General features: G+C 61.5%; 20 protein-coding genes. 10 read left to right on the plus strand and 10 right to left on the minus strand.

Annotated elements, in window-relative coordinates:
- Positions 1 to 118: 118 nt before the first annotated feature.
- From PQQ52_RS14260 to PQQ52_RS14275, 4 genes are all read right to left on the minus strand, one after another.
- The gene (locus PQQ52_RS14260) at positions 119 to 1,210 is read right to left on the minus strand and encodes a hypothetical protein (protein WP_408212031.1); all 1,092 of its coding nucleotides are present in this window, start codon (positions 1,208 to 1,210) and stop codon (positions 119 to 121) included.
- Between the two features lie 264 nt (positions 1,211 to 1,474).
- Positions 1,475 to 1,756 (minus strand): hypothetical protein, encoded by a 282-nt coding sequence (locus PQQ52_RS14265; protein WP_408212033.1) that lies wholly within the window; start codon positions 1,754 to 1,756, stop codon positions 1,475 to 1,477.
- 209 nt (positions 1,757 to 1,965) lie between these two features.
- On the minus strand, positions 1,966 to 2,355 hold the full coding sequence (locus PQQ52_RS14270) for a DUF6232 family protein (protein ID WP_408212036.1): 390 nt from the start codon (positions 2,353 to 2,355) through the stop codon (positions 1,966 to 1,968).
- A gap of 206 nt (positions 2,356 to 2,561) precedes the next feature.
- Positions 2,562 to 3,725, minus strand: a complete 1,164-nt coding sequence (locus PQQ52_RS14275; RefSeq protein WP_408212039.1) for a porin — start codon at positions 3,723 to 3,725, stop codon at positions 2,562 to 2,564.
- 297 nt (positions 3,726 to 4,022) lie between these two features.
- Between PQQ52_RS14275 and PQQ52_RS14280 the strand changes: the two genes are divergently transcribed.
- Complete coding sequence (locus PQQ52_RS14280) at positions 4,023 to 4,829, plus strand: MetQ/NlpA family ABC transporter substrate-binding protein (RefSeq protein ID WP_408212042.1); 807 nt, start codon at positions 4,023 to 4,025, stop codon at positions 4,827 to 4,829.
- Between the two features lie 158 nt (positions 4,830 to 4,987).
- Here the strand turns inward: PQQ52_RS14280 and PQQ52_RS14285 are convergent, their stop codons facing one another.
- Together PQQ52_RS14285 and PQQ52_RS14290 are read right to left on the minus strand one after the other, a co-directional pair.
- Positions 4,988 to 6,103, minus strand: coding sequence for a succinylglutamate desuccinylase/aspartoacylase family protein (locus tag PQQ52_RS14285; RefSeq protein ID WP_408212045.1), 1,116 nt, complete (start codon positions 6,101 to 6,103; stop codon positions 4,988 to 4,990).
- 305 nt (positions 6,104 to 6,408) lie between these two features.
- Entirely contained in the window at positions 6,409 to 7,191 is a 783-nt protein-coding gene (locus PQQ52_RS14290; RefSeq protein WP_408212048.1) for an ABC transporter substrate-binding protein, read from the minus strand.
- Between the two features lie 703 nt (positions 7,192 to 7,894).
- Here PQQ52_RS14290 and PQQ52_RS14295 point away from each other — a divergent pair.
- Together PQQ52_RS14295 and PQQ52_RS14300 are read left to right on the plus strand one after the other, a co-directional pair.
- On the plus strand, positions 7,895 to 9,043 hold the full coding sequence (locus PQQ52_RS14295) for an ABC transporter substrate-binding protein (RefSeq protein ID WP_408212051.1): 1,149 nt from the start codon (positions 7,895 to 7,897) through the stop codon (positions 9,041 to 9,043).
- Complete coding sequence (locus tag PQQ52_RS14300) at positions 9,043 to 10,854, plus strand: diguanylate cyclase domain-containing protein (RefSeq protein ID WP_408212054.1); 1,812 nt, start codon at positions 9,043 to 9,045, stop codon at positions 10,852 to 10,854. The genes PQQ52_RS14295 and PQQ52_RS14300 overlap by 1 nt, the downstream gene beginning before the upstream one ends.
- A 144-nt stretch (positions 10,855 to 10,998) precedes the next feature.
- Here the strand turns inward: PQQ52_RS14300 and PQQ52_RS14305 are convergent, their stop codons facing one another.
- Positions 10,999 to 12,489, minus strand: coding sequence for a mannitol dehydrogenase family protein (locus PQQ52_RS14305; protein WP_408212057.1), 1,491 nt, complete (start codon positions 12,487 to 12,489; stop codon positions 10,999 to 11,001).
- 251 nt (positions 12,490 to 12,740) lie between these two features.
- Here PQQ52_RS14305 and manD point away from each other — a divergent pair, with 251 nt between their 5' ends.
- The 6 genes from manD (at position 12,741) to PQQ52_RS14335 (ending at position 19,987) form a co-directional block, all read left to right on the plus strand.
- Positions 12,741 to 13,949, plus strand: coding sequence for a D-mannonate dehydratase ManD (gene manD / locus PQQ52_RS14310; protein ID WP_408212060.1), 1,209 nt, complete (start codon positions 12,741 to 12,743; stop codon positions 13,947 to 13,949).
- 45 nt (positions 13,950 to 13,994) lie between these two features.
- Entirely contained in the window at positions 13,995 to 15,398 is a 1,404-nt protein-coding gene (locus tag PQQ52_RS14315) for an MFS transporter (protein ID WP_408212063.1), read from the plus strand.
- A 31-nt stretch (positions 15,399 to 15,429) separates the two neighbouring features.
- Positions 15,430 to 16,476: an L-idonate 5-dehydrogenase gene (locus PQQ52_RS14320; protein WP_408212066.1), complete on the plus strand. Its 1,047-nt coding sequence runs from the start codon at positions 15,430 to 15,432 to the stop codon at positions 16,474 to 16,476.
- 111 nt (positions 16,477 to 16,587) lie between these two features.
- Entirely contained in the window at positions 16,588 to 17,880 is a 1,293-nt protein-coding gene (locus PQQ52_RS14325; protein WP_408212068.1) for an MFS transporter, read from the plus strand.
- A gap of 85 nt (positions 17,881 to 17,965) precedes the next feature.
- A complete protein-coding gene (locus PQQ52_RS14330) occupies positions 17,966 to 18,799 on the plus strand; it encodes a GntR family transcriptional regulator (protein ID WP_408212071.1) in 834 nt (277 codons plus the stop codon).
- A gap of 180 nt (positions 18,800 to 18,979) precedes the next feature.
- Positions 18,980 to 19,987: a lysylphosphatidylglycerol synthase transmembrane domain-containing protein gene (locus PQQ52_RS14335; protein WP_408212074.1), complete on the plus strand. Its 1,008-nt coding sequence runs from the start codon at positions 18,980 to 18,982 to the stop codon at positions 19,985 to 19,987.
- 83 nt (positions 19,988 to 20,070) lie between these two features.
- Here PQQ52_RS14335 and PQQ52_RS14340 read toward each other — a convergent pair whose 3' ends face one another.
- Positions 20,071 to 20,832 (minus strand): glycosyltransferase family 2 protein, encoded by a 762-nt coding sequence (locus PQQ52_RS14340; RefSeq protein WP_408212076.1) that lies wholly within the window; start codon positions 20,830 to 20,832, stop codon positions 20,071 to 20,073.
- 96 nt (positions 20,833 to 20,928) lie between these two features.
- Between PQQ52_RS14340 and PQQ52_RS14345 the strand changes: the two genes are divergently transcribed.
- Positions 20,929 to 21,219, plus strand: coding sequence for a hypothetical protein (locus tag PQQ52_RS14345; RefSeq protein ID WP_408212079.1), 291 nt, complete (start codon positions 20,929 to 20,931; stop codon positions 21,217 to 21,219).
- A 14-nt stretch (positions 21,220 to 21,233) separates the two neighbouring features.
- Here the strand turns inward: PQQ52_RS14345 and PQQ52_RS14350 are convergent, their stop codons facing one another.
- Both PQQ52_RS14350 and phnL read right to left on the minus strand, forming a co-directional pair.
- Positions 21,234 to 22,367 carry an alpha-D-ribose 1-methylphosphonate 5-triphosphate diphosphatase gene (locus PQQ52_RS14350; RefSeq protein WP_408212082.1) on the minus strand — a complete coding sequence of 378 codons (1,134 nt, stop codon included), beginning with the start codon at positions 22,365 to 22,367 and terminating at the stop codon, positions 21,234 to 21,236.
- A 94-nt stretch (positions 22,368 to 22,461) separates the two neighbouring features.
- Positions 22,462 to 23,229 (minus strand): phosphonate C-P lyase system protein PhnL, encoded by a 768-nt coding sequence (gene phnL, locus PQQ52_RS14355; protein WP_408212085.1) that lies wholly within the window; start codon positions 23,227 to 23,229, stop codon positions 22,462 to 22,464.
- Positions 23,230 to 23,234: the final 5 nt, after the last annotated feature.

A 23,234-nucleotide genomic window follows, 5' to 3' on the forward strand; every position in this document is an offset into this window, starting at 1 on the left:
TGTTTGCGCTTGTGTCTCGCTTGAGTCTGCGCTTGTGTCTGTTTACTAAGGCACTTGCTCAAATAAAAAAAGGCCGTGCGAAAAAATCCGCACGGCCTTTTTTATCGATCGATGAATATCACGGAGCGAATCGTTCGCTCTCGTTCGTTGCATGCAGACCGAACTGCGCGCGCGGGAAATCGAATAATACGTCGATATTCTGCATGGCCATCAAACCGACCACAATGCGATTCGCGTTTGGTTTCGCCTTGACGATCGTGACTTGCGCTTTCTCGTAACGGTGTACCCATGGGCCGGTGCCGATTGCCGTTTCATAGTTGCCCTGCTCGAGCACATTGCCGACATCGCCGTCACCGGTCCAGTTGGGCGCTGTGTCCATTTCGATGCGGATCATGCCAGTGCTGCCGGTTGCGAACACCAGCGGCGCGCAAAAAGTCATCTTGCCGGCCACATTCACGCATCCACGCGGCCATTGTGCCGTGCCATCTTTCGACACCGTCATCGGCACCATCGTGTAGTCCTTCGTCATGGTGTTTGAGGGGCTCAACACCATGTACGGCTTCGCGAAGTTCGAATGCACCAGATAACGTTGGCCGATGTTGTCGGGCAGCGCGCGCAACGGTTGTGTGTAGCTGTTGTCGTCCGGCTGTGCGGCGCCGACGCCGACAATGCCGGAAAACGCCCAGCCGAATTCACCGGTGTAGCCGTCCATCCCGACACAGTGCCGTGCGTTCGGCAGGCAGCGCACGACGTCCACCGCTTGCGCGGCGATCGGCGTCGGCGTAGTACCGGCCAGGCTGAACGGCACCTTGACGCCTGAGCCGAGAATCTCCACGCCGTTCGCGAATGACAGCGAGGTCACGCTGCCGGCGCTTGAATAGTTCGAAGCCGGCAGCACCGACTTCAACACCCGCGCGCCTTGCGTTCCCGTGTCGAGCACCATGTACACCGGCTTGCCGTCGAGCTGGACCGGCAGGCCGAGGCGTGCATGATCTTCGTCGGCTCGTTCCACGTGCAGCGGGATCAGCAGGCCGTCATTGCCGCCATTGATCAGCGCGGCGTTTGCAGCGGGCGGCGTGGGGGTAGGGAAGGTGGTGGAGCACCCGGTCAGCGCGGCAAGCGCGCCTGTTGCGATCAGGGTCACTACAGCTGAACGACGAAGATGATGAGCAAAATGCCGGCGCGCGGCATCGAGAGACGACAGGAACATAGGATCACGCTTTGCAAAAAGGCGGATCCCTGGCGAAGGCGATGCATCGTTGGCTGCGAGTTGGGCAGCCTGGACAGCACTGGCGGCAATCTCAGTGGATTGCCGCGGCGTGGACGGAGAAACCGGGACGCTTGCGGGGGCCTGCGGGAGGGAACACGCGATAACAGGAGCGCCGACTCTACATGGCCACCCGCGGGCAATTGCAAAGATGTGTAAAGGTTTGGGGGGCGGCTAGTCAGTTGCCCGTGCAAGCATTGATCTATGTCAATAGTTGCGTGGACGGCGGATCACGGTGGTTTGCGCGTGACCGAGCGTGGCGCGGTCGAGGGCGGTTGTCAGCAGCCCGATCACGTCCTCGAGCGAGCGCGAGGTTACTTCGACACGAAAGGTCACGCGCTCGAGTTGTTTGTCGATGGTCACGATGTAGAGACGCAGATCGTCGCCGAGGGCGGTATGCAACGCGCGCCGTCCATTTGCCGACGAAGTGCCGGGCACGGTGACGTCGATAATGACAAGCGGAACGACGATATGGGTGCGGCGGGGCATGCGTGATTCGCGCGGTGCGCGCGGGACGGAGACTTCAGACGTTGCGACGGACGTGAGCATCATGGTTGCGCCGATTCGACGAGGCGGCGCGCGTTATTGACACCCAACCACTCTAGCGGCGCGCGCCTCAACGACGCGCAAAAGCTGCCCGTTGGCGAATCAATTTTGTGTTAACGCGCCACGCCCGGCGTTTTACGGATGGCGAACGCTCAAGCCTTCGGCGCCGGAGCGGCTGCCTTCGCCTCGTGCACGGCCGCGGCAACGCGCTCGACGAATTCGCGATCGGTGCTCATGAGCGCCTCACGCAGGCCATTCGCGGTCTGCACCATCAGACGATGCGTGACGTCCTGAGTCGCCCAGGTAAGCCAGCCGACCACCACCAGCATCGTGCCGCACACCATGCCGACCGGCGAGCGCAATATCCCGCCGACAATAGCGCCGACGAGTCCAAGCAGCGAGATCGCGCGTGGCAAGACTTTATTCTTCTGCACGGTGACGACCTGTACGTCCACGATGTCGCGCAGCGGAAAGACCTGGCCGGCCGACGAGAGTGCGTTGCGCGTGACTGACACGCCGCGATCGTTGAAAGGGGTTTCCATCGAGTCCAATGCAAGCGGTAGCAAAGGGCGCAGCGTACCAGAAGCCGCGGCGGCGCTGGAAGTGGCTGGGCGTCGCGAGACCGCTTTACATCAACACAGGTGCCTGAAAAACCGATCGCGCAAAAGAAAAACGCCCCGCAGGGCGTTTTCCATAACCTTTTGCCGGCAAAGAGCTAACGCTCCTCGCCGGCAAAAGTAAGACTCGTTTAGAACTTGTGACGGATACCGACGCGGAATGCCAACTGGTTGTCCGCGCCCGTGCCCGACGTGCTGAAGTAGCTCGTGCTCGAACCGATCTGCGCTTGCAGATCCTGCGTACCGTTGCGACCCGCTGCGATCTGGTAGATACCCAGTGCATACACGTCCGTACGCTTGCTCAGCGCGTAGTCGACGCTCAGGTCGGCCTGGTTCCAGTGGCCGCGATTCGCATTGCTCAGGTGCATGTACGTGTAGCCCGCGCCTGCCGTCAGTGCCGGCGTGAACGCGTACTTTGCGCCCGCTTCGTATGCCGCGAACGTGGTCGAACCGCCTGTGATCGGCTCGAAGCGCGTGTTCGTGTACAACGCCCACAGCGTGGCTGCGCCGATCGAGTAACGGCCGCCGACACCGAACGTGCGCAGATCGCGGACGTTACCCGTCGAGACGTTGGCGATGCTGGTCGAGAACGCCGGGGTTGCCTGGCTCGGGTAACGGATGTCCGTGTACGCTGCGCCAACGCCGAACGGGCCGTTCGCGTAGTTCACGCCGACGCTGTACGCACGCGACGAACCTGCCACCGGTGCTGCGGTCGTGCCGCCAGCCGGCGAGCCGGCAAATGCGCCAGCCTGGTTCGAGAAACCGTACATCGCGCCGAAAGTCAGGCCCGCGAAATTCGCGCTGCTGAACTTGACTGCGTTGTTGATACGGCTCGACGTCAACTGGTCGACGTCGTTGATGTGGTAAGCGTAGTTACCCGCGACGGTTTGGCCACCCGTCGAGTAGTTGCCGCCCAGATAATCCGTCGAAAACGAGTACTGGCGACCGAACGTCAGCGAACCGACGCCGTTCTGCGACAGACCGACATACGCTTGACGGCCGAACATCGCGCCGCCCTGGCCGAGCGTGCCGTTGCCGCTGTTAAAACCGTTTTCCAACACGAACAGCGCCTTCAGGCCGCCACCGAGGTCTTCGGTACCGCGCAGGCCCCAACGGCTGCCTTGAGCAACGCCGTCGTCGTACTTGAAGAGGTTGCCGTGGCCGGTGGCGGTCTTCGAGTTGTTCACATAGCTGATACCGGCATCGATCAGGCCATACAGCGTGACGCTGCTTTGCGCGTGGGCGGCACTGGCGAAGACGGCGAGAGTAGCGGCGGTCAATACTTTCTTGTTCAAGACTTTCTCCGATTAAAAATTAAGCGATCGCGACGCCGTGCTCTTCGGTAAGGTCGTGCGATGGCCCGAAATTTAAGGGAACGCAGAGTAAGGTATGTGACAGCTTGGCTTTTTTTGATATCTGTCGTGTCGGCGCGACACTCATCTAGCTTCGCTAGTTGAAATCAAGCAAGGCACGTGGCTCATAAGCTTTTTCTGGCTCGTGCATATAAGCGTGTGAAAAACGATTGGTTTTCGGGGGCATCGGCCGCATGCGACGATCCGCGCCTATCAATCAAAACCGCTCGAGGGACACGCATGCAACGCCGGAAAATCATCCAGAATCTGCTCGCTATCGCCGCCGTTTCACTCACGGCAACGTTTGCGCATGCTGACGACAAACAACTCAAGATCGGCACGATGAGCGGCCCGGATGCGCAGATCTGGTCGGTTGTGACCAAAGTTGCGGCGCGAGAAGGGCTGAATGTGAAGGTCATCGAATTCAACGATTACGTGCAGCCGAACGCGGCACTCGACGCCGGCGACCTCGACGCCAACGGTTTCCAGCACCAGCCGTTTCTCGATAGCCAGATCAAGCAGCGTGGCTACAAGATCGTCAACGTCGGTCTGACCTACGTTTCGCCGATGGGCTTCTATTCGAAGAAGTTCAAGTCGCTGAAGGACTTGCCGGAAGGCGCGAAGGTCGGCATCCAGAACGATCCGTCGAATGGCAATCGCGCGCTGCTGCTGTTGCAGAAGTACGGCGTGATCAAGCTGAAGCCGGGCGTCGGCACGAACGGTGTCAACGCAACGCCGCTCGACGTCGCCGAGAATCCGAAGAAGATCAAGCTGATCGAACTCGACGCCGCGCAATTGCCGCGCTCGCTCGACGACCTCGATGCGGCGTCGATCAATACGGACTACGCGGTGAAGGCCGGTTTGCAGCCAACGAAAGACGCGATCGCGATCGAGGACCTCAAAGGTCCGTACGCGAATCTGATCGCCGTGCGTGCGCAGGATCGCGACAAGCCGTGGGTCAGGAAGCTGGTCGCGGCTTATGAGTCAGACGAAGTGCGCAAGTACATCGACACGCAGTTCAAAGGCGCGATCATTCCAGCTTTCTGAATGGCTTCATAAGCGGCTTTCCAGCCGTCTTTGAACACTCCGTTCTTTCGCAACAGGCACGTAAACGTAGATCGCCCGCTGAAATAGCGGGCGATCTGCTTTGCAGGCATTGCCTTGCGCCGCAGGCAAATACCGGCAAGCGCGGCCTCTGCGGTGCCTTAATTGCTCAACAACGACCCGCTTCTGAACGCCTTCGCGCCGGCAATGCGCGCGAATTCCAGCCCGGCCGTTGCAAAGCGCGTCAAATGCCGCGCGTACAGCACGCCGGCCACGGTGCTTTTCAGCGTCACGACGCGATCGGTTAACGGATCGACGACGTCGGCGATCTCATGGCCGACATCGACCCAGGTGCCGACTTCGCAGCGGTAAACCAGCACGCCGCTCATCGGCGCGACGATCGGCTCGGCGCCGGCCAAAGGAGTCGCGGCGAATTCGAGTGCCGGCAGCGGCGCCGGCGCGCCGTCGATCACGCCACGTGAGGTCAGGTACTCGATGATCGCCTGGGCGTCGCGCTCGGCGTACTCGTACGACACTTCGCGTTGGCCGCGAAGTTCGATCGTGACCGAGATCGAGCCATTCGGAATCGGAAAACGGTCGCCGTAACGGCCGCGCAGATCCGACCAGCAGAAGCTGTGAATTTCGTCGAACGGATTGCCCACCGAATTCAGCGCCAGCAGCGACGCCTTCGCGTCCAGATAGCAGGCGAGCGGCTCGACTTCCGGCCACAGGTCCGGATTCGTGTACAGGTGCATCGCGGCTTCCCAGTCGCAGTGCAGATCGAGTACGACGTCGGCGTCATACGAGAGCTTTTGCAGCGCCAGACGTTGGGATTCGAGTTCGGTTGCCGGCTTTTGCGCGTCGAGCGCTTCATGCATCGCCGCGCGGATCGCCGTACGATTGGCGTCGATGTTGTCGGTCAGACGCGCCTCGATACCGGGCTGAATCAGCGCCGACAGCTCGTAGAAATTGCGGTTGAAGTTCTGCGCGCTGTTGGTCTCGAAGCGGCCCGTCAGATGGCCGAGAAAGTGTTGATTCAGACCGATCGGATTGGCCACCGGCACGATCACGACCTCGCCGAGCACCTTGCCGGCGGATTCCAGCGCGGCAAGCTTGCGGCGCAATGCCCACGAGACCAGCATGCCAGGCAATTCGTCGGCATGCAGCGACGACTGGATGTAAATCTTCTGCCCGCCGCCGGGACCATAGTGAAAACTCGTCAGATTACGGGCGGTGCCGAGCGTTGGGGCAATCAGCGGATGGGTTTGGGTTTGCATGGTTTTCAAATCCGCGGGCAAGTGGGGCATGCCGCGCTATGTCGTTGATTACAAGGGAAAGGGTGCTTCACTGTCGGTCATTGGCGGGCTGGCTCGCGGCGCCTCTATCGCACGATCTTAGCCGATATGACGCGACGCGTGGTTTTATGCGGCGTCATCCGGATGGCACGCGGGCAGGCATGGCCGGTTCAATCGCAGTCCGGGCGGCGCGGCAAAGCGGTTGCGCAAACGAAACGGGCTCCGCGTGATGCGGAGCCCGTTCCCTGGCAAGCCGGCAAGCGTGCCGTCAGACGCGCGTGGCTGGCTTAGCTGCCGTACACGTCGAAGTCGAAGTACTTCTTCTCGAGCTTCTTGTACGTACCGTCCTTGATGATGTCGGCGATCGCCTTGTCGACCTTCGCCTTCAGATCGGTGTCTTCCTTACGCATGCCGATACCTGCGCCGTTGCCGAGGATCTTCTCGTCGACGATATCCTTGCCTGCGAACTCATAGCCCGCGCCGCGCGGCGTCTTCAGGAAGCCGATTTCAGCTTCAACCGCGTCCTGCAGCGATGCGTCAAGACGACCCGACAGCAAGTCGGCGTAGACCTGGTCCTGGTTCTGATACGGCACAACCTTCGCGCCCTTCGGTTCCCAGTAAGTCTTCGCGTAGGTTTCCTGGATCGTGCCTTGCTCGACGCCAACCGCTTTGCCCTTCAGCGAATCGGCGGTCGGCAGGATGCCCGAACCCTTCTTCGTGACGAGGCGCGTCGGCGTGTTGAACAGCTTCGCCGAGAAGGCGATCTGTTCAGCGCGTTGCGGCGTCATGGACATCGACGACAGCACACCGTCGAACTTCTTCGCCTTCAGGGCCGGAATCATGCCGTCGAAGTCGTTTTCGATCCACACGCACTTGGCCTTCAGGCGCGTGCAGATTTCATTGCCGAGGTCGATGTCGAAGCCCGCGAGCTTGCCGTCCGAGCCCTTCGACTCAAACGGAGGGTAGCTGGCGTCAACGCCGAAACGGATAGTCGACCAATCTTTAGCGTGTGCGCCAATCGAGACGGTAGCAAGCAGAGCAACCGTCAAAGCCGCTAGCAGTTTTTTCACTGTTTAACTCCTCGGTGTAGTTCAAATACTCCCGTATGCGGTTGTGCCGCTGCGGGACGCCCGGCGCGACTTACGACCGGGCTTGGGTTGAAGCTGCCGGCCGGGGCGGCCAGCAGCGCGCGCCAAGCTTATCAGTTCAAAAAGATTGGGTAGCTAGTGAAACACCGGATGGCAAAAGGGAATAGCTTCTAAAGCCGGAATCTGGTCGGGATTCAACGGCGCCGCCATGCGTCTTGCATTGATTTCGTGCGCTGCGGATTGGCCTGTAAAGACCTCGTAATGAAGTTGTCTAATGACGGGACGGCGGGATGGCGGGGGCGCTGCCCGGATACTTCGCGCAACGCGTTGTTCTGCAAAACCAGTATTTAAAGTAACACTATTTACTACCGGATATTGCCGTCTATTAAGGCGTTCCTGTTTCAATTGCCCGACGATAAGTTAAAGATTTCGCAAGAATTACCGTTAAACGCAGATGAGCACATTTGTTAAATCACGCCGGATAGTTCGTTTTTCTCTATTGAGGCGAGGGTGGAACCAAAATGGTTTGCTTGGCGCTATTATCAACGCTCCGCACGCTCGCCATTGCAGCATGCGCGCGTATCGGTATCTGTCTGAACAAAGTCATCGAGCACTACGCCCGCGGTTAAACGCCGCACGCCTGTCTGCGCTCGTCGTAAAGGCCTTCTGCTAAGCGGTGTTGTATATGCACACGATTTCCATGGCAGATGAAATGCGCTGTTTCAATCCATCGTTACGGCGCCGGATTGCAGTTGTGGCGGCATGCGCGCATTCACGGCGCTGCGGCGGCCTTTCCGGCTTTTTGACGCTGCTGATAAATGCCGCTTTCTGCTGTAGCCTTTTGTCGCCGGCGCCGGTCGTGGCCGCCGACAAAGTTTTGCGTGTGCTGGCCTGGCCGGGTTACGCGGACGCCGACGTCGTCAAGACTTTCGAAATACGCTATCACGCGAAGGTTGAAGTGACCCTGGTCGATTCGGACGAGGCGCTATGGGCGCAGATGCATGTCCAGGCCACGCCGCCGTTCGATGTGCTCGCTGCCAATACGGCTGAAATCGAACGCTATACACGCGCGAATCTGCTGGCGCCGCTCGATCTGGCCAGTTTGCCGAATACGAAAAAACAGTTGCCGCGGTTTCAGGCGCTGTCGTCGATCGAAGGGCTGACCTCAGCGGGCAATGTGTACGCCATTCCATTCACGTATTCGTCGATGGGGCTGATCTATGACCGCAAGCAGATCGCCGTTGCGCCGCGCTCGATGCGCGAACTGTGGAACCCGCGCTACCGCGGCAAGGTTCTCGACTTCAATAGCGCCCAACATAATTTCTCGTTCACCGCGCTGGCGCTGGGCTATCCCCATCCGTTCCAGCTCGATGCCGTGCAGATGCGCGTGATCGCCCACAAGCTCGTCGATCTGCGCCGCAACCTGCTGACCTATTACAAGCTGCCGGAAGAAGCGACCGCGTTCTTCATCCAGCACAACGTTGCCTTGATGTTCGGTAACTATGGCACCCAGCAGGTTGAATCGTTGCGTCGTGCCGGCGCGGACGTGGGCTACGTGATTCCCGACGAAGGGGCGCTCGCGTGGCTGGACTGCTGGTCGATGACGCGTGCCGCAAAGGATCACCCGCTCGCGCTTGCATGGATCAATTACATGCTCGAACCGGACGTCAGTGCGTTGTTGACGCAACGCCAGGGGCTTGCGAATACGTTGACGGCGCCGGCGGAAAACAGCGACAACGCGCACATCGTCTGGATCGGTCCGGTGGAAGATATCCAGCGGCGCGAAGACCTGTGGAAGAGAATCGTGTCCGGCGACAGGTCGGAGCGTTTTTGATGATACGTCCCGGCCTGACATTCAAATTATCGATTCTGCTTGCGTGCATCGGCGTGCTCGCGTCCGGCGCGACCGGTTATTACGCGTATCGCGCGAACCGGACGATGCTGGTGAACGAGGCCGAACGCAGCCTGCTGACTTCAACGGAACTGCTGGGGCAGCGCTTTTCCGTGTCGATCGACGATGTCGCTGCCGACGCGCTGGTGCTCGCGAGCCTGCCGTCCTCAGCGGACGTCGTGCGGACCGACAACGGCGTTGGCGCGAATGCGCCGCGCGAACAGTTGGCGCAGGCGTATGCCAGCTTCATGGTTCACCACCCCGAGTATCTGCAAATCCGTCTGATTACCCGCAAGCACTACGGACTCGAACTGATCCGTTTCGACCGTGATGCGGACGGCCTGGTGCGGGTCGCGGGGAACAGCTTGCAGGAGAAAGGCCAGTTCGCGTACGTGTTCGACACGCTCGCGTTTTCCGCCGGACGCATTTACACCTCGCCGATCTCGGTGAATCACGAGTACGGTACGCATGCCGCCGAGGGCAAACCGACGCTGCGGCTCGGCACACCCGTGGCGGATGCGAGTGGGGCGGTGGTGGGCGTCGTCATTATCGACATCGATCTTGCCGGTCTGCTCAAACGTTTGCAGAGCGATTTGCCGAGCGACTACCAGGTCTATCTCGCCAATGAATGGGGCGATTTTCTGGTCCATCCGGATGCCTCGAAAACGTTCGGCTTCGACAGGGGGCGTCGCGTTCTGATGCAGGACAGCTTTCCCGCCACCAGGCCGCTCTTCGATCAGTCAGAAAGTGAAGTGTTGCTGAACGGTCTCGTGCGGCCAAAACAGGCGACCGGTCAGGTGCTCGCGTTCGTACGCAGGCCGTTCGGCGCGTCCGAGGGTAATCGCTTTATCGTGCTCGGCCTCGCCAAGCCGCTCGAAGATGTGTTGTCCGGCGCGACCCAGCTGGGCAACAGAATCGTTCGCATGGTATTGATCTTCAGCGTGCTGGCGCTGTTCCTCGCGGTTCTGTTTGCCCGCGCGCTGACCAAACCTTTGCACATCCTCGCGCACGCGGCGACGCACCTGTTCGCCGAGCACGCGATGGAGACGATGCCGCTCAAACGTACCGACGAGATCGGCGTGCTGGCGCGCTGCTTCGATCGTTTGCGCCGGGAAATCCGGTCGCAAATGGATGTGCTGCATAACAAGCAACGTGAGCTCGTCCATCTCGCCACGCACGACGGGCTGACCGGCCTGCCGAACCGTATGTTGTTCATGCAGAAGCTCGCGACAGCGATCGAAGAAGCGACGCGGCGTGGGGAAGGGCTCGCCGTGCTGTTCGTGGACCTCGACCGCTTCAAGCAGATCAACGACCAGTTCGGCCATTCGATTGGCGACAAGGTGCTCACCGCGGTGGCGCGCCGGCTGAAGCAGGTGCTCTGCACGGCGGACGTTGCCGCGCGCCTTGGCGGCGATGAGTTCATCGTGTTGATCGAAGGGCCGCGCTCCGTGGAGGCGGCCCCGGCGATTGCCTCGCGGATCATGGGCGCGTTGAACGAAGAACTGCTGATCGACGGACAAAGCATGGCAGTGGGCGCGAGCATTGGCATCAGCCAGTTTCCGGACGACAGCACCACGGTGGAGGAACTTCTGCTCAACGCCGATGCGGCGATGTATGCGGCCAAGTCCGGTGGGCGGTGTGGGTATATGCGCTACCAGGATGTACTCGAGGCACGGAAGCAACAACAGGCGCAAGAGCAGTTGCAGGCGAGCGAAGGTGCAACGGAAGGTCGTGAGGCGGAACCGACTGCCTGACGCGCCTTCCTTTAAAAAAGCGCCTATAGAAACACCTATGAGAGACGCCGACGTGTCGCCTCAACTCAACTCAACTCAACTCAACTCAACTCAACGCTTCAAGCGGCGCCGTGCCGGTCGCACTCGCTTCCCAAAGGTACGAATTCAAAGCGACGCGGCAATGGCTCCCCGTGCACCTTTTTCGTGAAGCAACTGCAATGCGTGCTGAAGCGCTTTCCTGAATTCAGGAAGGTCGGTCAGATTTGCAGGAAACACTTCGCGCACTGACAGTAATGCGTCCATCAGCGCCTGTGGCTCACCATGCGCTGATGCCGCGAGCGCCTGCAATCTACTCGCCAGCGGATCGCTGATTTCATAGCGCATGCCGTCGTCCGCATGGGCCTGCAAAAACATCATCCAGGCCGCTACCGCCAGCGCGAGACGCGTGAACGTTTGGCCCGCGTCGATCCGCGCCGCAATCGTGGCGAGCAGACGTGGTGGAATCTTCTGGCTGCCGTCCATCGCGATCTGTGCGCAGCGATGTTTCAGCGCCGGATTAGCGTAACGCTCGAGCAACGCGTCCCGATAGGCGAGCACGTCAAATGATGCGGGCATGGTTAGCGTCGGCGCGATTTCCTGCGTCATCATCGCGTGGATGAGATTGCGCATGGCGGGGTGGGAGACCGCTGCGTCGATCGTATCGAACCCACCGAGCATCGACAGATAGGCCAGCGTCGAATGCGTGCCGTTCAACATGCGCAGCTTCGCCAGTTCGAACGGCGTGACGTCCACAACAAGTTGCGCGCCGACGGCGTCCCACGCGGGACGTCCCCCGGGAAAGCGATCCTCAATGACCCATTGCCGGAATGGCTCGCACGGTACCGGTGCGGCGTCCTGGTAACCGGTCGTATCGGCCACGGTCGTGCGCTCGGCCTCGGTGGTTGCCGGCACGATACGGTCGACCATCGTCGATGGAAACGCAACCCGGGCGGCGATCCAGTCGGCCAGCTCAGGATCGGCTTGCTGCGCGAACGAACAGACCACCTGGCGCAGCGCGGCGCCGTTGTGGGCGAGGTTGTCGCACGAGAGCACGGTAAACGGTTCGCCGTTCGCGCCGTCGCGCCGCTCGCGCAATGCTGCGACGAGAATGCCCGGCACCGTGCGCGGCTCGAGCGGATGGGCCAGATCGTGCGCGACGGCGGGATCGTCGAGCGCGACCTCGCCGGTTTTCGGATCACGGCAGTAGCCTTTTTCAGTGACGGTTAGCGAGACGATCCGTATCAGCGGATCCGCGAGGCGCGCGAACAGGGCAGTGCGATCGTGCGGCATGGCCAGCACTTCGCGCAATGCACGCACGACCGTCACTTTCGCGCCGTGCGGCCCGCGTTCGACCACGCTATACAAGCCTTGCTGCGCCATCAGCGCGTCGCGCTTGCCGACATCGCCTTGCAGCGTGACGCCGCAAATGCCCCAGTCGCCACCCGCGGCGAGCATGGCCTCTTCCGTATAAAGCGCCTGATGCGCGCGATGGAAATTGCCGATCCCCAGATGAACGATGCCGATGCGCGGCTCCCGCCATTGCGGCGACAGCAGGTGCGTTTGCAACGCCGGCAGTGCGTGGCGGACGAGGCGAGGCAGGGTGGCTGCAGAGCTCATGTAAAAAAATCCAGATCACGAAAAAGGCTTCGAAACGACGCCGTTCAGCGGGAAAACCCTGATTTGACGTCTCGCTATACTTGTATGGTAGCATCGTTAAAACGGCTTGAGACAGGTTGAAGAAGGTGATTTTCCGCTTCACTTCCCATTTCATTTTCCACCTCAGCCGCTGTTCGAAACCGACATGAAAACAGCAGATCGTTTGCCGCCGCTTCACGCGGTTCGCGACCCGCTACTGCAAGGAAGATGTCATGAAGATCGTTCGCGCCGACGTGATCGTCACGTGCCCCGGCCGCAATTTCGTTACGCTGAAAATCGTCACTGACGAAGGCGTGCACGGTATCGGCGATGCAACGCTGAACGGCCGCGAACTGGCGGTTGCTTCGTACCTGAAAGACCACGTGTGCCCGTTGCTGATCGGCCGCGATCCTGGCCGTATTGAAGACACCTGGCAATACCTCTACAAAGGCGCGTATTGGCGCCGCGGCCCTGTCACGATGACGGCGATTGCCGCGGTGGACATGGCGCTGTGGGACATTCTCGGCAAAGTGACCGGCATGCCGCTGTACAAGCTGCTCGGCGGTGCCTCGCGAGAAGGCGTGATGGTGTACGGCCATGCCACCGGCCGCGACATTCCCGAAGCGCTCGATCGTTACGCGGAACATATCGAAGCCGGCTATCAGGCCATTCGCATTCAATGCGGTGTGCCGAATATGCGCTCGGTGTACGGCGTGTCGAAAGGCAGCGGCAAGTACGAGCCGGCCACCAAGGGCGCAGTCGAGGAACAGAGCTGGTCGTCGGAGAAGTATCTGGATTTCGTGCCTGAACTCTTTGAGGCGGTGCGCGACAAGTTCGGCTTCGATACCCATTTGTTGCATGACGTGCACCACCGTTTGACGCCGATCGAAGCCGCGCGCCTCGGCAAATCGGTCGAGCCGTATCGCCTGTTCTGGATGGAAGACCCAACGCCCGCGGAAAATCAGGCCGGCTTCCGGCTGATTCGCGAGCATACCGTTACGCCAATCGCGGTGGGCGAGGTCTTCAACAGCATCTGGGATTGCAAGCAGCTGATCGAGGAGCAACTGATCGACTACATTCGCGCGACCTTGACGCACGCGGGCGGCATTACGCATTTGCGGCGCATTGCGGATTTTGCTTCGCTGTATCAGGTGAGAACGGGTTGTCACGGGCCGTCGGATCTGTCGCCGGTGTGCATGGGCGCGGCGCTGCACTTCGATCTGTGGGTGCCGAATTTCGGCGTGCAGGAATACATGGGCTTCCCTCAAGAAGCGCTCGACGTATTTCCGCATGCATGGCGCTTCGAGCGCGGCATGATGCATCCCGGCGAAGCGCCGGGCCACGGCGTCGACATCGACGAAGCGGCCGCCGCGCGGTATCCCTACGACCCGGCGTATCTGCCGGTCGCGCGTCTCGAAGACGGGACGCTGTGGAACTGGTGAGTCGATTCGCCCGGCTAACCTGATTACATAATGATGGAGACACGCGTGAATCCAGCACGCCCGCAAGCCGCCGCGCCAGCCAGCACCGCCATGCTGCGCCGCGTGGCCTTCGCCTCGACCATCGGCACCGCGGCCGAGTACTACGACTTCTTCGTTTACGGCACAGCCGCCGTGCTGGTGTTCGGCCAGAAGTTCTTTCCTTCCGCCGACCCGCTGATCGGCACGCTCGCCGCCTTCGCCACCTATGCAGTCGGTTTTCTGGCACGGCCACTAGGCGGCATTGTGTTCGGTCATTTCGGCGATCGCGTCGGCCGCAAGAAAGCCTTGATCGTGACGATCCTGATCGTTGGCCTGGGAACGTTCGTGATCGGCCTGCTGCCAGACTATCAGTCGATCGGCATCTGGGCGCCGATCGCGCTAATCGTGATTCGCGTGTTGCAAGGCTTTGGCGTGGGCGGCGAGCAGGCGGGTGCCGTGTTGCTCACCGCGGAATACGCACCGCCTGCGCGGCGCGGCTTCTTCGCGAGTCTCGTGCAACTGGGCGCGCCAGCCGGTTTTCTGATTCCGTCGGGTCTGTTCGCGCTGCTCACCGCGACGTTGACGCAGGCGCAACTGCTCGACTGGGGCTGGCGCATTCCGTTTCTCGCCAGCGCGCTGCTGGTCGCCGTGGGGCTGTATATCCGCTTGCGCACTGAAGAGTCACCGATCTTTGCCACGATCCAGCGCACCAAATCTGTGGCTTCGCGCCCGGTGGTGGAAGTGGTGCGCCAGTTCGGTCCGACGATCGTCAAAGGTGTCGGCGCCAAATTGATCGAGGCCTGCGCTTTTGCGATGTACACCATGATCGTGCTGGCCTACGGCAAAGCACACGGCATCGCGCAAAGCATGCTGCTCGAAACGGTCATCGTCGCGGTCGCGCTCGAACTCGTGACGATTCCGCTCGCCGGTGCGTTGTCCGATCGCATCGGGCGGCGGCCGACCTTCATCGCGGGTGCGTTATTGCATGTTGCGCTGGTGGTGCCGTTCTTCATGGCGATCGACAGCGGTAATCGCGCGGCGATCCAGCTCGTGATGATTCTCGCCATCAGCGTCGGCCACAGTCTCTGCTATGCACCGCAAGCCGCGCTGTTCCCCGAATTGTTTCCGGCGCGCGTGCGTTGCAGCGGTATCGCGCTGATCTGGCAAATCGGTTCTTTGCTCGGCAGCGGCGTACTCGGACTGCTGGCCGTCAAACTGATTCAGCTCACGCATGGCAATTCGCTCGCGTTGATTATTTACGTGGCGGTGCTCGGCATCGTGTCTGCTGTATCGCTCTTTGCATTGCCGGAAACCGCGCCTCTGCGCCGCGGTGGCGATCTCCACGATTGGGGCGGCGGCGAGCCGGTCGAGGCGCATACGGCAGCGCAAGCATCTTCGTCGTCATCTTCGTCTTCCCTCGCGCAGCCCTGAGCGCGCGACCTTTGCCATACCGGAGTCCATCATGCTCGCAGCCGTGCTTCACGAACCCAAACTGATCCGCATCGACGAAGTCGATCCACCCGAACCCGGTCCTGGCCAGGTACGCGTGCGCGTGCGCGCCGGCGGCATTTGCGGCTCCGATCTGTCGTACTACTTCAAAGGCAAAAGCGGCGATTTCGCGGTGCGCGAGCCGTTCGTGCTCGGACATGAAGTGGCTGGCGAGATCGATTCGCTCGGCGAGGGCGTGAGCGCGGAGCATCGGCTAACGCCTGGGCAGCGCGTTGCCGTCAATCCTGGGCTGGCCTGCGGGACGTGCCGCTTTTGCGTCGGCGGGATGCCGAATCATTGTCTGAACATGCGCTTCATGGGCAGTGCGTCGACCTTCCCGCACACACAAGGCATGTTCCGTCAGTACATCGTCGTCGCGGCGCGGCAATGCGTGCCTGTGCCGGATGGCGTCGATTTCGCGCAGGCGTCGATGGCCGAGCCGCTCGCCGTTGCGTTGCATGCGGTGAAGCAGGCCGGCTCGCTCGTGGGTGCAAGCGTGCTGCTGGTCGGTTGCGGGCCGATCGGTTGCATTCTGCTGAGTGTGGCGCGTCGTGCCGGCGCGCATCGCGTGGTCGCGTTGGATCTTTCGGATCGCGCGTTGCAGGTCGCGCAGCAACTCGGCGCGGATCAGACCGTGAACGCCGCAGACAGCACTGTGATCGATCAATGGTCCGCACAACGCGGCACGTTCGACGTGGTCATCGAGGCATCGGGCAGTCCCGCCGGCCTCGATACGGCACTGCGTGCGGCGCGCGCGGGCGGCACGGTGATTCAGGTGGGCAATCTGCCGGCTGGCCAATCGCCCGTGGCGGCGAACCTCGTGATGTCGAAAGAACTCCGCTATCAAGGCTCGTTCCGTTTCACCAGCGAATACGCCATCGCCGCCGATGAAATCGCCTCAGGCAAGGTCGATCTGCGGCCGCTGATGACGCACGCGTTCGCGATGAGCGAAGCAAACCGCGCGTTCGAAGTAGCGCTCGACCGCTCGCAGTCGATGAAGGTGCATCTGAACTTCGACTGAGCATCCCCATGTTGCATGGGCGTTGCACCGATCCGCAGCGCCTTGCGAAGCCAATCAAGCTACTAGAGCTATGCAAACGCCCACCAAGAGGCGACCCGAAGGAGACACCTGATGATCAAGAGTCAACGCTGGTTTGTCGTCGCGCTACTGTTTCTGGCCGGCGTCATCAACTACCTCGATCGAGCCGCGCTGTCGATTGCCGCACCGCTGATCCAGAAAGACCTGAACTTCTCGCATGCGCAAATGGGCATCGTGTTCAGCAGTTTTTTCATCGGCTATGCGCTGTTCAATTTTGTCGGCGGGGTGCTGTCGGACAAGGTCGGCGCGAAACGCGTGTTCGGTACCGCAATGGGTGTGTGGTCGGTGTTCTGCGGTGCGACCGCATTGGCAAGCGGCATCGGCTCGCTGATCGTGCTGCGCGTGCTGTTTGGTATGGGCGAAGGTCCATTCAGTTCGTCGAACAGCAAGATGGTCAATAACTGGTTCCCGCGCAAGGAAGTCGCGAGCGCAATCGGCGTGATCAGTTCGGGCACACCACTCGGCGGCGCGCTGGCGGGGCCGGTAGTCGGCTTTATGGCGGTGCAGTTCGGCTGGCGCTGGGCCTTTGTCGCGATCATGCTGCTGGGACTCCTGTGGCTCGTTTTCTGGGCGGCAACGACGACCGAGCACCCGCATGAAAATTTGCGCGTCACGCCTGACGAGATCGAACTCATCCGCGCCGGTCAGGCGGACGAACATGCGATCGCGCATTCGGCCGATGGCGAGAAGCTCGGCCTGCGGCACTTCCTGAAGAAGCCGATTATTCTCGCGACGGCCTTCGCGTTCTTCTCATACAACTACGTGCTGTTTTTCTTCCTGTCGTGGTTCCCGACTTACCTGACCGAAGCGCATCACCTGAGCCTGCGCGACATGAGTTTCGCCACGGTGATTCCGTGGCTGCTCGGCAGCATCGGGCTGGCGGCGGGCGGTTTCATCTCGGACTTTATCTTGCGCTTGACCGGCAAACCGCTGCTGTCACGCAAGATCGTGCTGAGTAGCTGTCTGGGCGCGGCGGCGGTGTGCGTTGCGTTGGCTGGGCGCGTCGCCAGTACTCAAAGTGCGGTCGCGCTGATGTCGGTGTCGATCTTCTTCCTGTATGTAACGGGTGCGGTGTATTGGGCCGTGATTCAGGACACCGTGCCGCGTGAACACGTTGGCGGCGTAGGCGGCTTTGTGCACCTGCTCGCGAACCTGGCCGGCGTGATCGGACCGGCGGTGACCGGCTTTATCGTCGAGGCGACGCACGGCAATTACGCTAGCGCGTTCGTACTGGCAGGGGTGATTGCCGTGCTCGGCGCAGTGTGCTCACTGGTGTGGATTCGCGAGCCGCGACCGAGTGTGTTGAACATGAAACGTGCATGGTAGTATGGTGCGGCACACTTCAGTGGATATCCAGGCAGGTATTCATGGTGTGTGCCGCCTCCCTCGCTATTCATTCGTTGCTTTGCTGATGCCGACCAAGAACCTCCACGCCAGCGCGTCTTCTTTCTCCTCCGATGCGACGCTCACCGCGCCCCGCACACGCCGTCGTGCGAGCGTGCAGGGCGGCGAACGCGTCGAGTTGCCGGATCTGACCGCTAGCGTCTCGTTCGACTCGCACGAGCCCATCGGCAAGCAGATTTTCCGCGCACTGCGCGAGGCGATTTTTGTCGGTCAGATGGTGCCAGGCACGCCACTCTCGGAGAAGGAAGTGTCCGACATGTTTCAGGTGTCGCGGCAGCCGGTGCGAGAGGCGTTCATCAAGTTGGTCGAAGCGGGCGTCCTTCAGGTACTGCCGCAACGTGGCACCTTCGTGAAACGCATTTCGCCGCGCCAGGTGCGCGAGGGGCGCTTCATTCGCGAAGCGATCGAGACGGCGGTGGTGCGCAAGGCAGCCTTATCGATTACCGACGCGCAGTTGCAGGCACTCGCCGACAATCTTCGCGACCAGAAGCTTGCGGCGAAATCGAACGACACCGCTGCTTTCCTCGCGCTCGACGAGGCGTTTCATTACGCAATTGCCCAGGCGATCGATTGCACGGCCGCATGGGAAACGATTCAGGACATCAAGGCGCAAATGGATCGCGTGCGCTATCTGAGCCTGCCTGACGTATCGCCGCTCGATCTGCTGATCAAGCAGCACGCAAAAATTCTGGCGGGCCTTCGCGCGCATGACCCAGGCGCCGCTGAAGAAGCGATGCGCAGCCATCTGCGTGAGATTCTGATGTCGCTCGGTCCGATTGCCGAGCGCAATCCGGCGTGGTTCGATGCGGACGAACCGGAGCGTGTGCCCTTGTCGACCTGACGCGAGACGCGCAGGGTCTCGCTCGTTGCAACAACGCGCTTTGTCAAACGGCGTCACGAAAACGCAGCGTCGAGTCGTTACCATGAGGCCTCGGACGGCCCCGATTCCACGCGCAACGCAGCGTCTGCATGCTGCATCGTGCTAAGAAAGCAGGGCCTTTTGCACTTGCTGAGGCCCTCGTTGATCAGATCTCATACGCGTAAAGCGGCAGTGTTGGTGGCGCTTGCCGGTATCGGCCTCGCCGTCGGCGCGCCTTTCGCTCTCAATTCGCACGCGGCGTTCGCCGGGCTGCGTAACGTCTCCCTCTATGTGTTCGCCGCACTTGCCGCGAGTGCTGCAATCAGCGCGATGGCAAAGGCCGGCAAGCTGCATCTGATGCAGACCGCGCTCGGACTCCGGGTGAGTTTCCTGCGCACTTTTGCCATCACGCTGGCGACCGATTTCGCGTTCCTGGCTTCGCCGCTGGGTGCCGCGGGTTACGGCGTCAACATCGGCCTGCTGCAACGCGCCGGGGCATCCTGGTCGCTTGCGACGACCGTAGTCAGCGCGGATCAGGCGCTCGATCTCGCGTTCTTCACGACCGCCGTGCCGGTTTCCCTGCTGTTTGCATTCGGGCCGCTGACGCAAGTGATTCCGCGCGCGAGCGTGCCGCTCCTGTTCGGCGCGCTGGCCGGCGCCGTGTGCGTGATGGGTGTCTGCTGGATGAATCGTCGGCGCCTGGCGGCGGCATTGGACACCGCCGGCCGGCGCGCTCATTGGCTCAACCAGCGCCGCGCGAGGTTGAGCAGGTTTTGCCACAGCGTTCGCCGGCAATGGCTGGAACTGGTCGCCGTACCCAAGTGGCGGCTTGCCGCGTTGTGCCTGCTGACGACGCTGCAGTGGCTGCTTCGCTATGGCGCCCTTTGGTTTATCCTGCGCGAACTCGGTTACCGCCTGCCCTTAGGTTTTGTGCTGGCCGTACAGGCAGTGGCCTTGCATGCCGCGTTGTGGACCGGTGTGCCCGCGGGCGGCGGCACCGGCGATATCGCTCTCGCTGCGGCATTCGCGACCTGGGTGCCTCGCGCAAGCATCGCGACGGCGCTGGTCCTGTGGCGCTGCGCGACGCTTTACAGCCCGCTGATGCTGGGTGCGGCAGGTTTTGTTGCGCTGGCAACGAGAGGACGCGATCCGCTTTCGGCTGTCGAATGACGCTTCGAGGCCGGGGGCGAACGGGGCGGCGTGGCTCGCCGGGCTCACAGGTCTCGCTGGCTCGGTCGGCGTTTTAGCGCGGACTATCGGGTATCGGGCACTTTCCGGATGCGTGCCGCAAAACTCGCCCGCGAGCCGTGGTCAATACGCAAGCGAAGCATTTGAAAGGTCTGTGAAATTAGCGCAAGCGGATAAACAGCTTTCAACAGGTCCGCGAGCATGCGCCATTCCGCGCGTATGCCCTTCCAGTAACCGAGTTTCTCTGTTTTGCGCGCCTGCTTGACATGGGGCCAGTGAGTGACTGCGATCGGCAGATGGCGCGCGATGATGCGGTGGTTCATGAACACCTCGATCCCGAAGCGTGGCAAGCCGTGAACGTCCTGCAGGACTTCGCTCAACAGCGTTTTTTTGACCACGCGTTCACCGGAGACGAAATCGAGACCGATGGCGCGAAACGCCAGCAGGCTGTTCTGGCGCAGACTCAGGCTCACGTGCGCGCTGCCTTGCAAAACGGGCAGGGCGAGCGCGCCGATGTCCGTGGCGGTCAGGCCCTTCAGGTCGGCATCGAGCAGCATGAGCCACTCACCTTTCGCCGCGGCGATGCCAACCGCCATTGCGGCGCTTTTGCCCTGGTTTTCCGCACATCGAATCAGTTGTGCGGACGCGAAACCTTCCACTATTTCTGCGGTGCCGTCGGTCGAACCGTCGTCCACCACGATGATTTCGTCAAGCAAAGGATGGATGCAGGCCACAGCCAGCACCGCACCGATGCGAGGCGCCTCGTTATAGGCGCAAATGACGCAGGAGATTCGTGGAGGATGTCTGAGCGGCGGGCGAGCTGTCATGGAAAGAGGCGTAGCGAGCGGGTAATGGTGCGGTGCAGCACAAGGCTTACTTTTCAGCTATAGTCGGGATACGGCTTATGTCCAGAGAGGTACAGCATGTACGACGCCGAAATCGCCGCCACCCTCCTGAATCGTTGGGCTGCACGTTCATCAACTACTGATTTCGACGCCTACTTCGATTTGTTGCGCGAAGGCAATCTTAGTTTCACCTTTCAATCCGGGCACGTACGCGAAGCGGGCATTGAAGAGGGGAGCGCATTCACGGTCGAATCCCTCGTGTTCGGCGACGGTTCGCGCACCTTGCGCGTCGAAGCGCCCGACCGGACACCCCGCTGGACGCGCTGGGCCGCGGTGGAACCGCTGCTGTCCGCACCCAGCGAGGCCTGAACACGATCGATTCGTCAGACGATCCGCGCCCCGGCGCGATACGTCGCGCGCGGCACCGGCAGCGTGTCGAGCATCGTGACGCGTACGAAGTCCGCGCGCAAACCCGCTTCGATCGCCCCGCGATCATGCAAGCCCGCCGTGCGGGCCGGTTCGGCAGAAACCGTCGCCATTGCGCGCGGCAGCGTCCAGCCGGCCTTGCTGACCAGTTCGAACACGGCAGTCAATAAACTGGAAGGCACGTAATCCGACGACAGGATATCGAGCAAATCAGCTTTAGCCAGTTCGAGCGCCGACACGTTGCCGGAGTGCGAGCCGCCGCGCACGATATTCGGCGCCCCCATGATGGTCGAAATACCGTGCGCGCGTGCCGTTTCGGCGGCAATGCGGGTGGTCGGGAATTCGGCTAGCACGATGCCTTCGGCCTTGGCCTGTTCGACGTGCTCGATCAGCGTGTCGTCATGGCTTGCCACCGGAATGCCGAGCCGCTTGCAACGTGCGACGATCTCGCGGCGGTGGACGTCGGCGTAACGTTCCTGTTCCAGGGACAGCTCGGCCAGCGCGGTCGCCACGTGTTCGTCAGTCAGCTTGCCGTTGCGCTCCTGGAAGCGGCGCCATTGTTCGCGATCGTGCCATTGACGCTGGCCGGGCGTGTGGTCCATTACCGAGGCAAGCCGCAGCAACGGATGCGCGCACAACGAATCGAACACCTCCACGACATCGGCGGTGGCAATTTCGCAGCGCAGATGCAGAAAGTGTTCGGCGCGCAACAGCTTGCGCTCGGAAAAGCGCGTGAGGGATTCGGCGCATTGCGTTTGCAGATCGCGGCCGCGCAGGCCGACGTTCGAGCGCGAACCGATCGCGAGGGAATCGAACACCGTGGTGATGCCGGCCGCCGCCACTTGCGCGTCGTGGATCACAAAGGCGGCGTCGGTATTCCATTGCACGCCCGGACGCGGCGCCAGATGCTTTTCGAGGTTGTCCGTATGCAGTTCGATCAGGCCCGGCAACAGATAGTCGCCGTCCCAATCTTCCGCTTCGCGCGCCGCGGTCGTGCCGCGCTCGACGTCGCGAATCACGCCGTCTTCGACGCGCAGCATGCCGGTAAATACATCGTCTCGCGTCACAATGCGAGCGTTCCTGATCAACATCGACTTGCTCCGTAGTCTGTCTTGAGTATGACGCCGCCGTGCTTCGACTCAGTGTTTCAGCTCAGCGGTTCAGTTTAGTGCCGTTTCGTGTCAATTAGTGACGTAGCGGCGGCTGGAGTTCAAGGCGACGCGTGGCGACCTTGTTGCGGGTATCTTCGTCGTGAAAGATACCGACAATCGCCGCGCCGCGCTCGCGTGCTTCGACGATCAGATCGGCGACCACGTCGCGGTTCTCCGCGTCGAGCGAGGCCGTGGGCTCGTCGAGCAGCAGCACCGGATGCCCGGCGATCAAACCACGGGCGATATTTACGCGCTGCTGCTCGCCGCCGGAGAAGGTGGCGGGCGCGAGCGACCACAGCCGCTCGGGCACATTCAACCTCGCCAGCAGGGCGGCAGCACGCGCACGGGCTTCGTCTTCCGCCACGCCGCGCGACAGCAACGGTTCGGCCACGAGCGTAAGCGTCGGCACGCGTGGAATCACGCGCAGAAACTGGCTGACGTAGCCGACCACGCCGCGGCGCAGCCGCAGCACGTCGTGCGGCTCGGCGCCGGTGATCGACACCGGCGGCCCGTCATCCGTCTCCGCGTCGCGAATGGCAATCGCGCCCGCGCTGGCCAGGTAGTTGCCGTATAAACAGCGCAACAGCGTACTCTTGCCGGCGCCTGACGGCCCGACCAGCACGACACACTCGCCGCGTTCGACATCGAGCGACACACCCGCGAGCGCTTCGATCTGCACGCCGCCCTGGCCGTGCAGCGTAAAGGTCTTGCCGATGCCGACCGCGCGCAGCATCAGTGCGCGGTTCTCGATGAACGCGCGTTCAGCGGCGTGTGATTCCTTGCTTGTTTCAATGGATCGCATTGTGA

The sequence above is a fragment of the Paraburkholderia sediminicola genome, assembly GCF_046030555.1.
Classification (GTDB): domain Bacteria; phylum Pseudomonadota; class Gammaproteobacteria; order Burkholderiales; family Burkholderiaceae; genus Paraburkholderia; species Paraburkholderia sediminicola_E.

What these genes read in the sequence shown, in the direction of transcription:
- PQQ52_RS14270 (WP_408212036.1), bottom strand. Translation starts at nt 2,355, where the DNA reads ATGGAAACCCCTTTCAACGATCGCGGCGTGTCAGTCACGCGCAACGCA.
- PQQ52_RS14330 (WP_408212071.1), top strand. Translation starts at nt 17,966, where the DNA reads ATGCCGACCAAGAACCTCCACGCCAGCGCGTCTTCTTTCTCCTCCGAT.
- PQQ52_RS14345 (WP_408212079.1), top strand. Translation starts at nt 20,929, where the DNA reads ATGTACGACGCCGAAATCGCCGCCACCCTCCTGAATCGTTGGGCTGCA.
- PQQ52_RS14325 (WP_408212068.1), top strand. Translation starts at nt 16,588, where the DNA reads ATGATCAAGAGTCAACGCTGGTTTGTCGTCGCGCTACTGTTTCTGGCC.
- PQQ52_RS14350 (WP_408212082.1), bottom strand. Translation starts at nt 22,367, where the DNA reads ATGTTGATCAGGAACGCTCGCATTGTGACGCGAGACGATGTATTTACC.
- PQQ52_RS14300 (WP_408212054.1), top strand. Translation starts at nt 9,043, where the DNA reads ATGATACGTCCCGGCCTGACATTCAAATTATCGATTCTGCTTGCGTGC.
- PQQ52_RS14260 (WP_408212031.1), bottom strand. Translation starts at nt 1,210, where the DNA reads ATGTTCCTGTCGTCTCTCGATGCCGCGCGCCGGCATTTTGCTCATCAT.
- PQQ52_RS14340 (WP_408212076.1), bottom strand. Translation starts at nt 20,832, where the DNA reads ATGACAGCTCGCCCGCCGCTCAGACATCCTCCACGAATCTCCTGCGTC.
- manD (WP_408212060.1), top strand. Translation starts at nt 12,741, where the DNA reads ATGAAGATCGTTCGCGCCGACGTGATCGTCACGTGCCCCGGCCGCAAT.
- PQQ52_RS14265 (WP_408212033.1), bottom strand. Translation starts at nt 1,756, where the DNA reads ATGCCCCGCCGCACCCATATCGTCGTTCCGCTTGTCATTATCGACGTC.
- PQQ52_RS14280 (WP_408212042.1), top strand. Translation starts at nt 4,023, where the DNA reads ATGCAACGCCGGAAAATCATCCAGAATCTGCTCGCTATCGCCGCCGTT.
- phnL (WP_408212085.1), bottom strand. Translation starts at nt 23,229, where the DNA reads ATGCGATCCATTGAAACAAGCAAGGAATCACACGCCGCTGAACGCGCG.
- PQQ52_RS14305 (WP_408212057.1), bottom strand. Translation starts at nt 12,489, where the DNA reads ATGAGCTCTGCAGCCACCCTGCCTCGCCTCGTCCGCCACGCACTGCCG.
- PQQ52_RS14320 (WP_408212066.1), top strand. Translation starts at nt 15,430, where the DNA reads ATGCTCGCAGCCGTGCTTCACGAACCCAAACTGATCCGCATCGACGAA.
- PQQ52_RS14285 (WP_408212045.1), bottom strand. Translation starts at nt 6,103, where the DNA reads ATGCAAACCCAAACCCATCCGCTGATTGCCCCAACGCTCGGCACCGCC.
- PQQ52_RS14295 (WP_408212051.1), top strand. Translation starts at nt 7,895, where the DNA reads ATGCACACGATTTCCATGGCAGATGAAATGCGCTGTTTCAATCCATCG.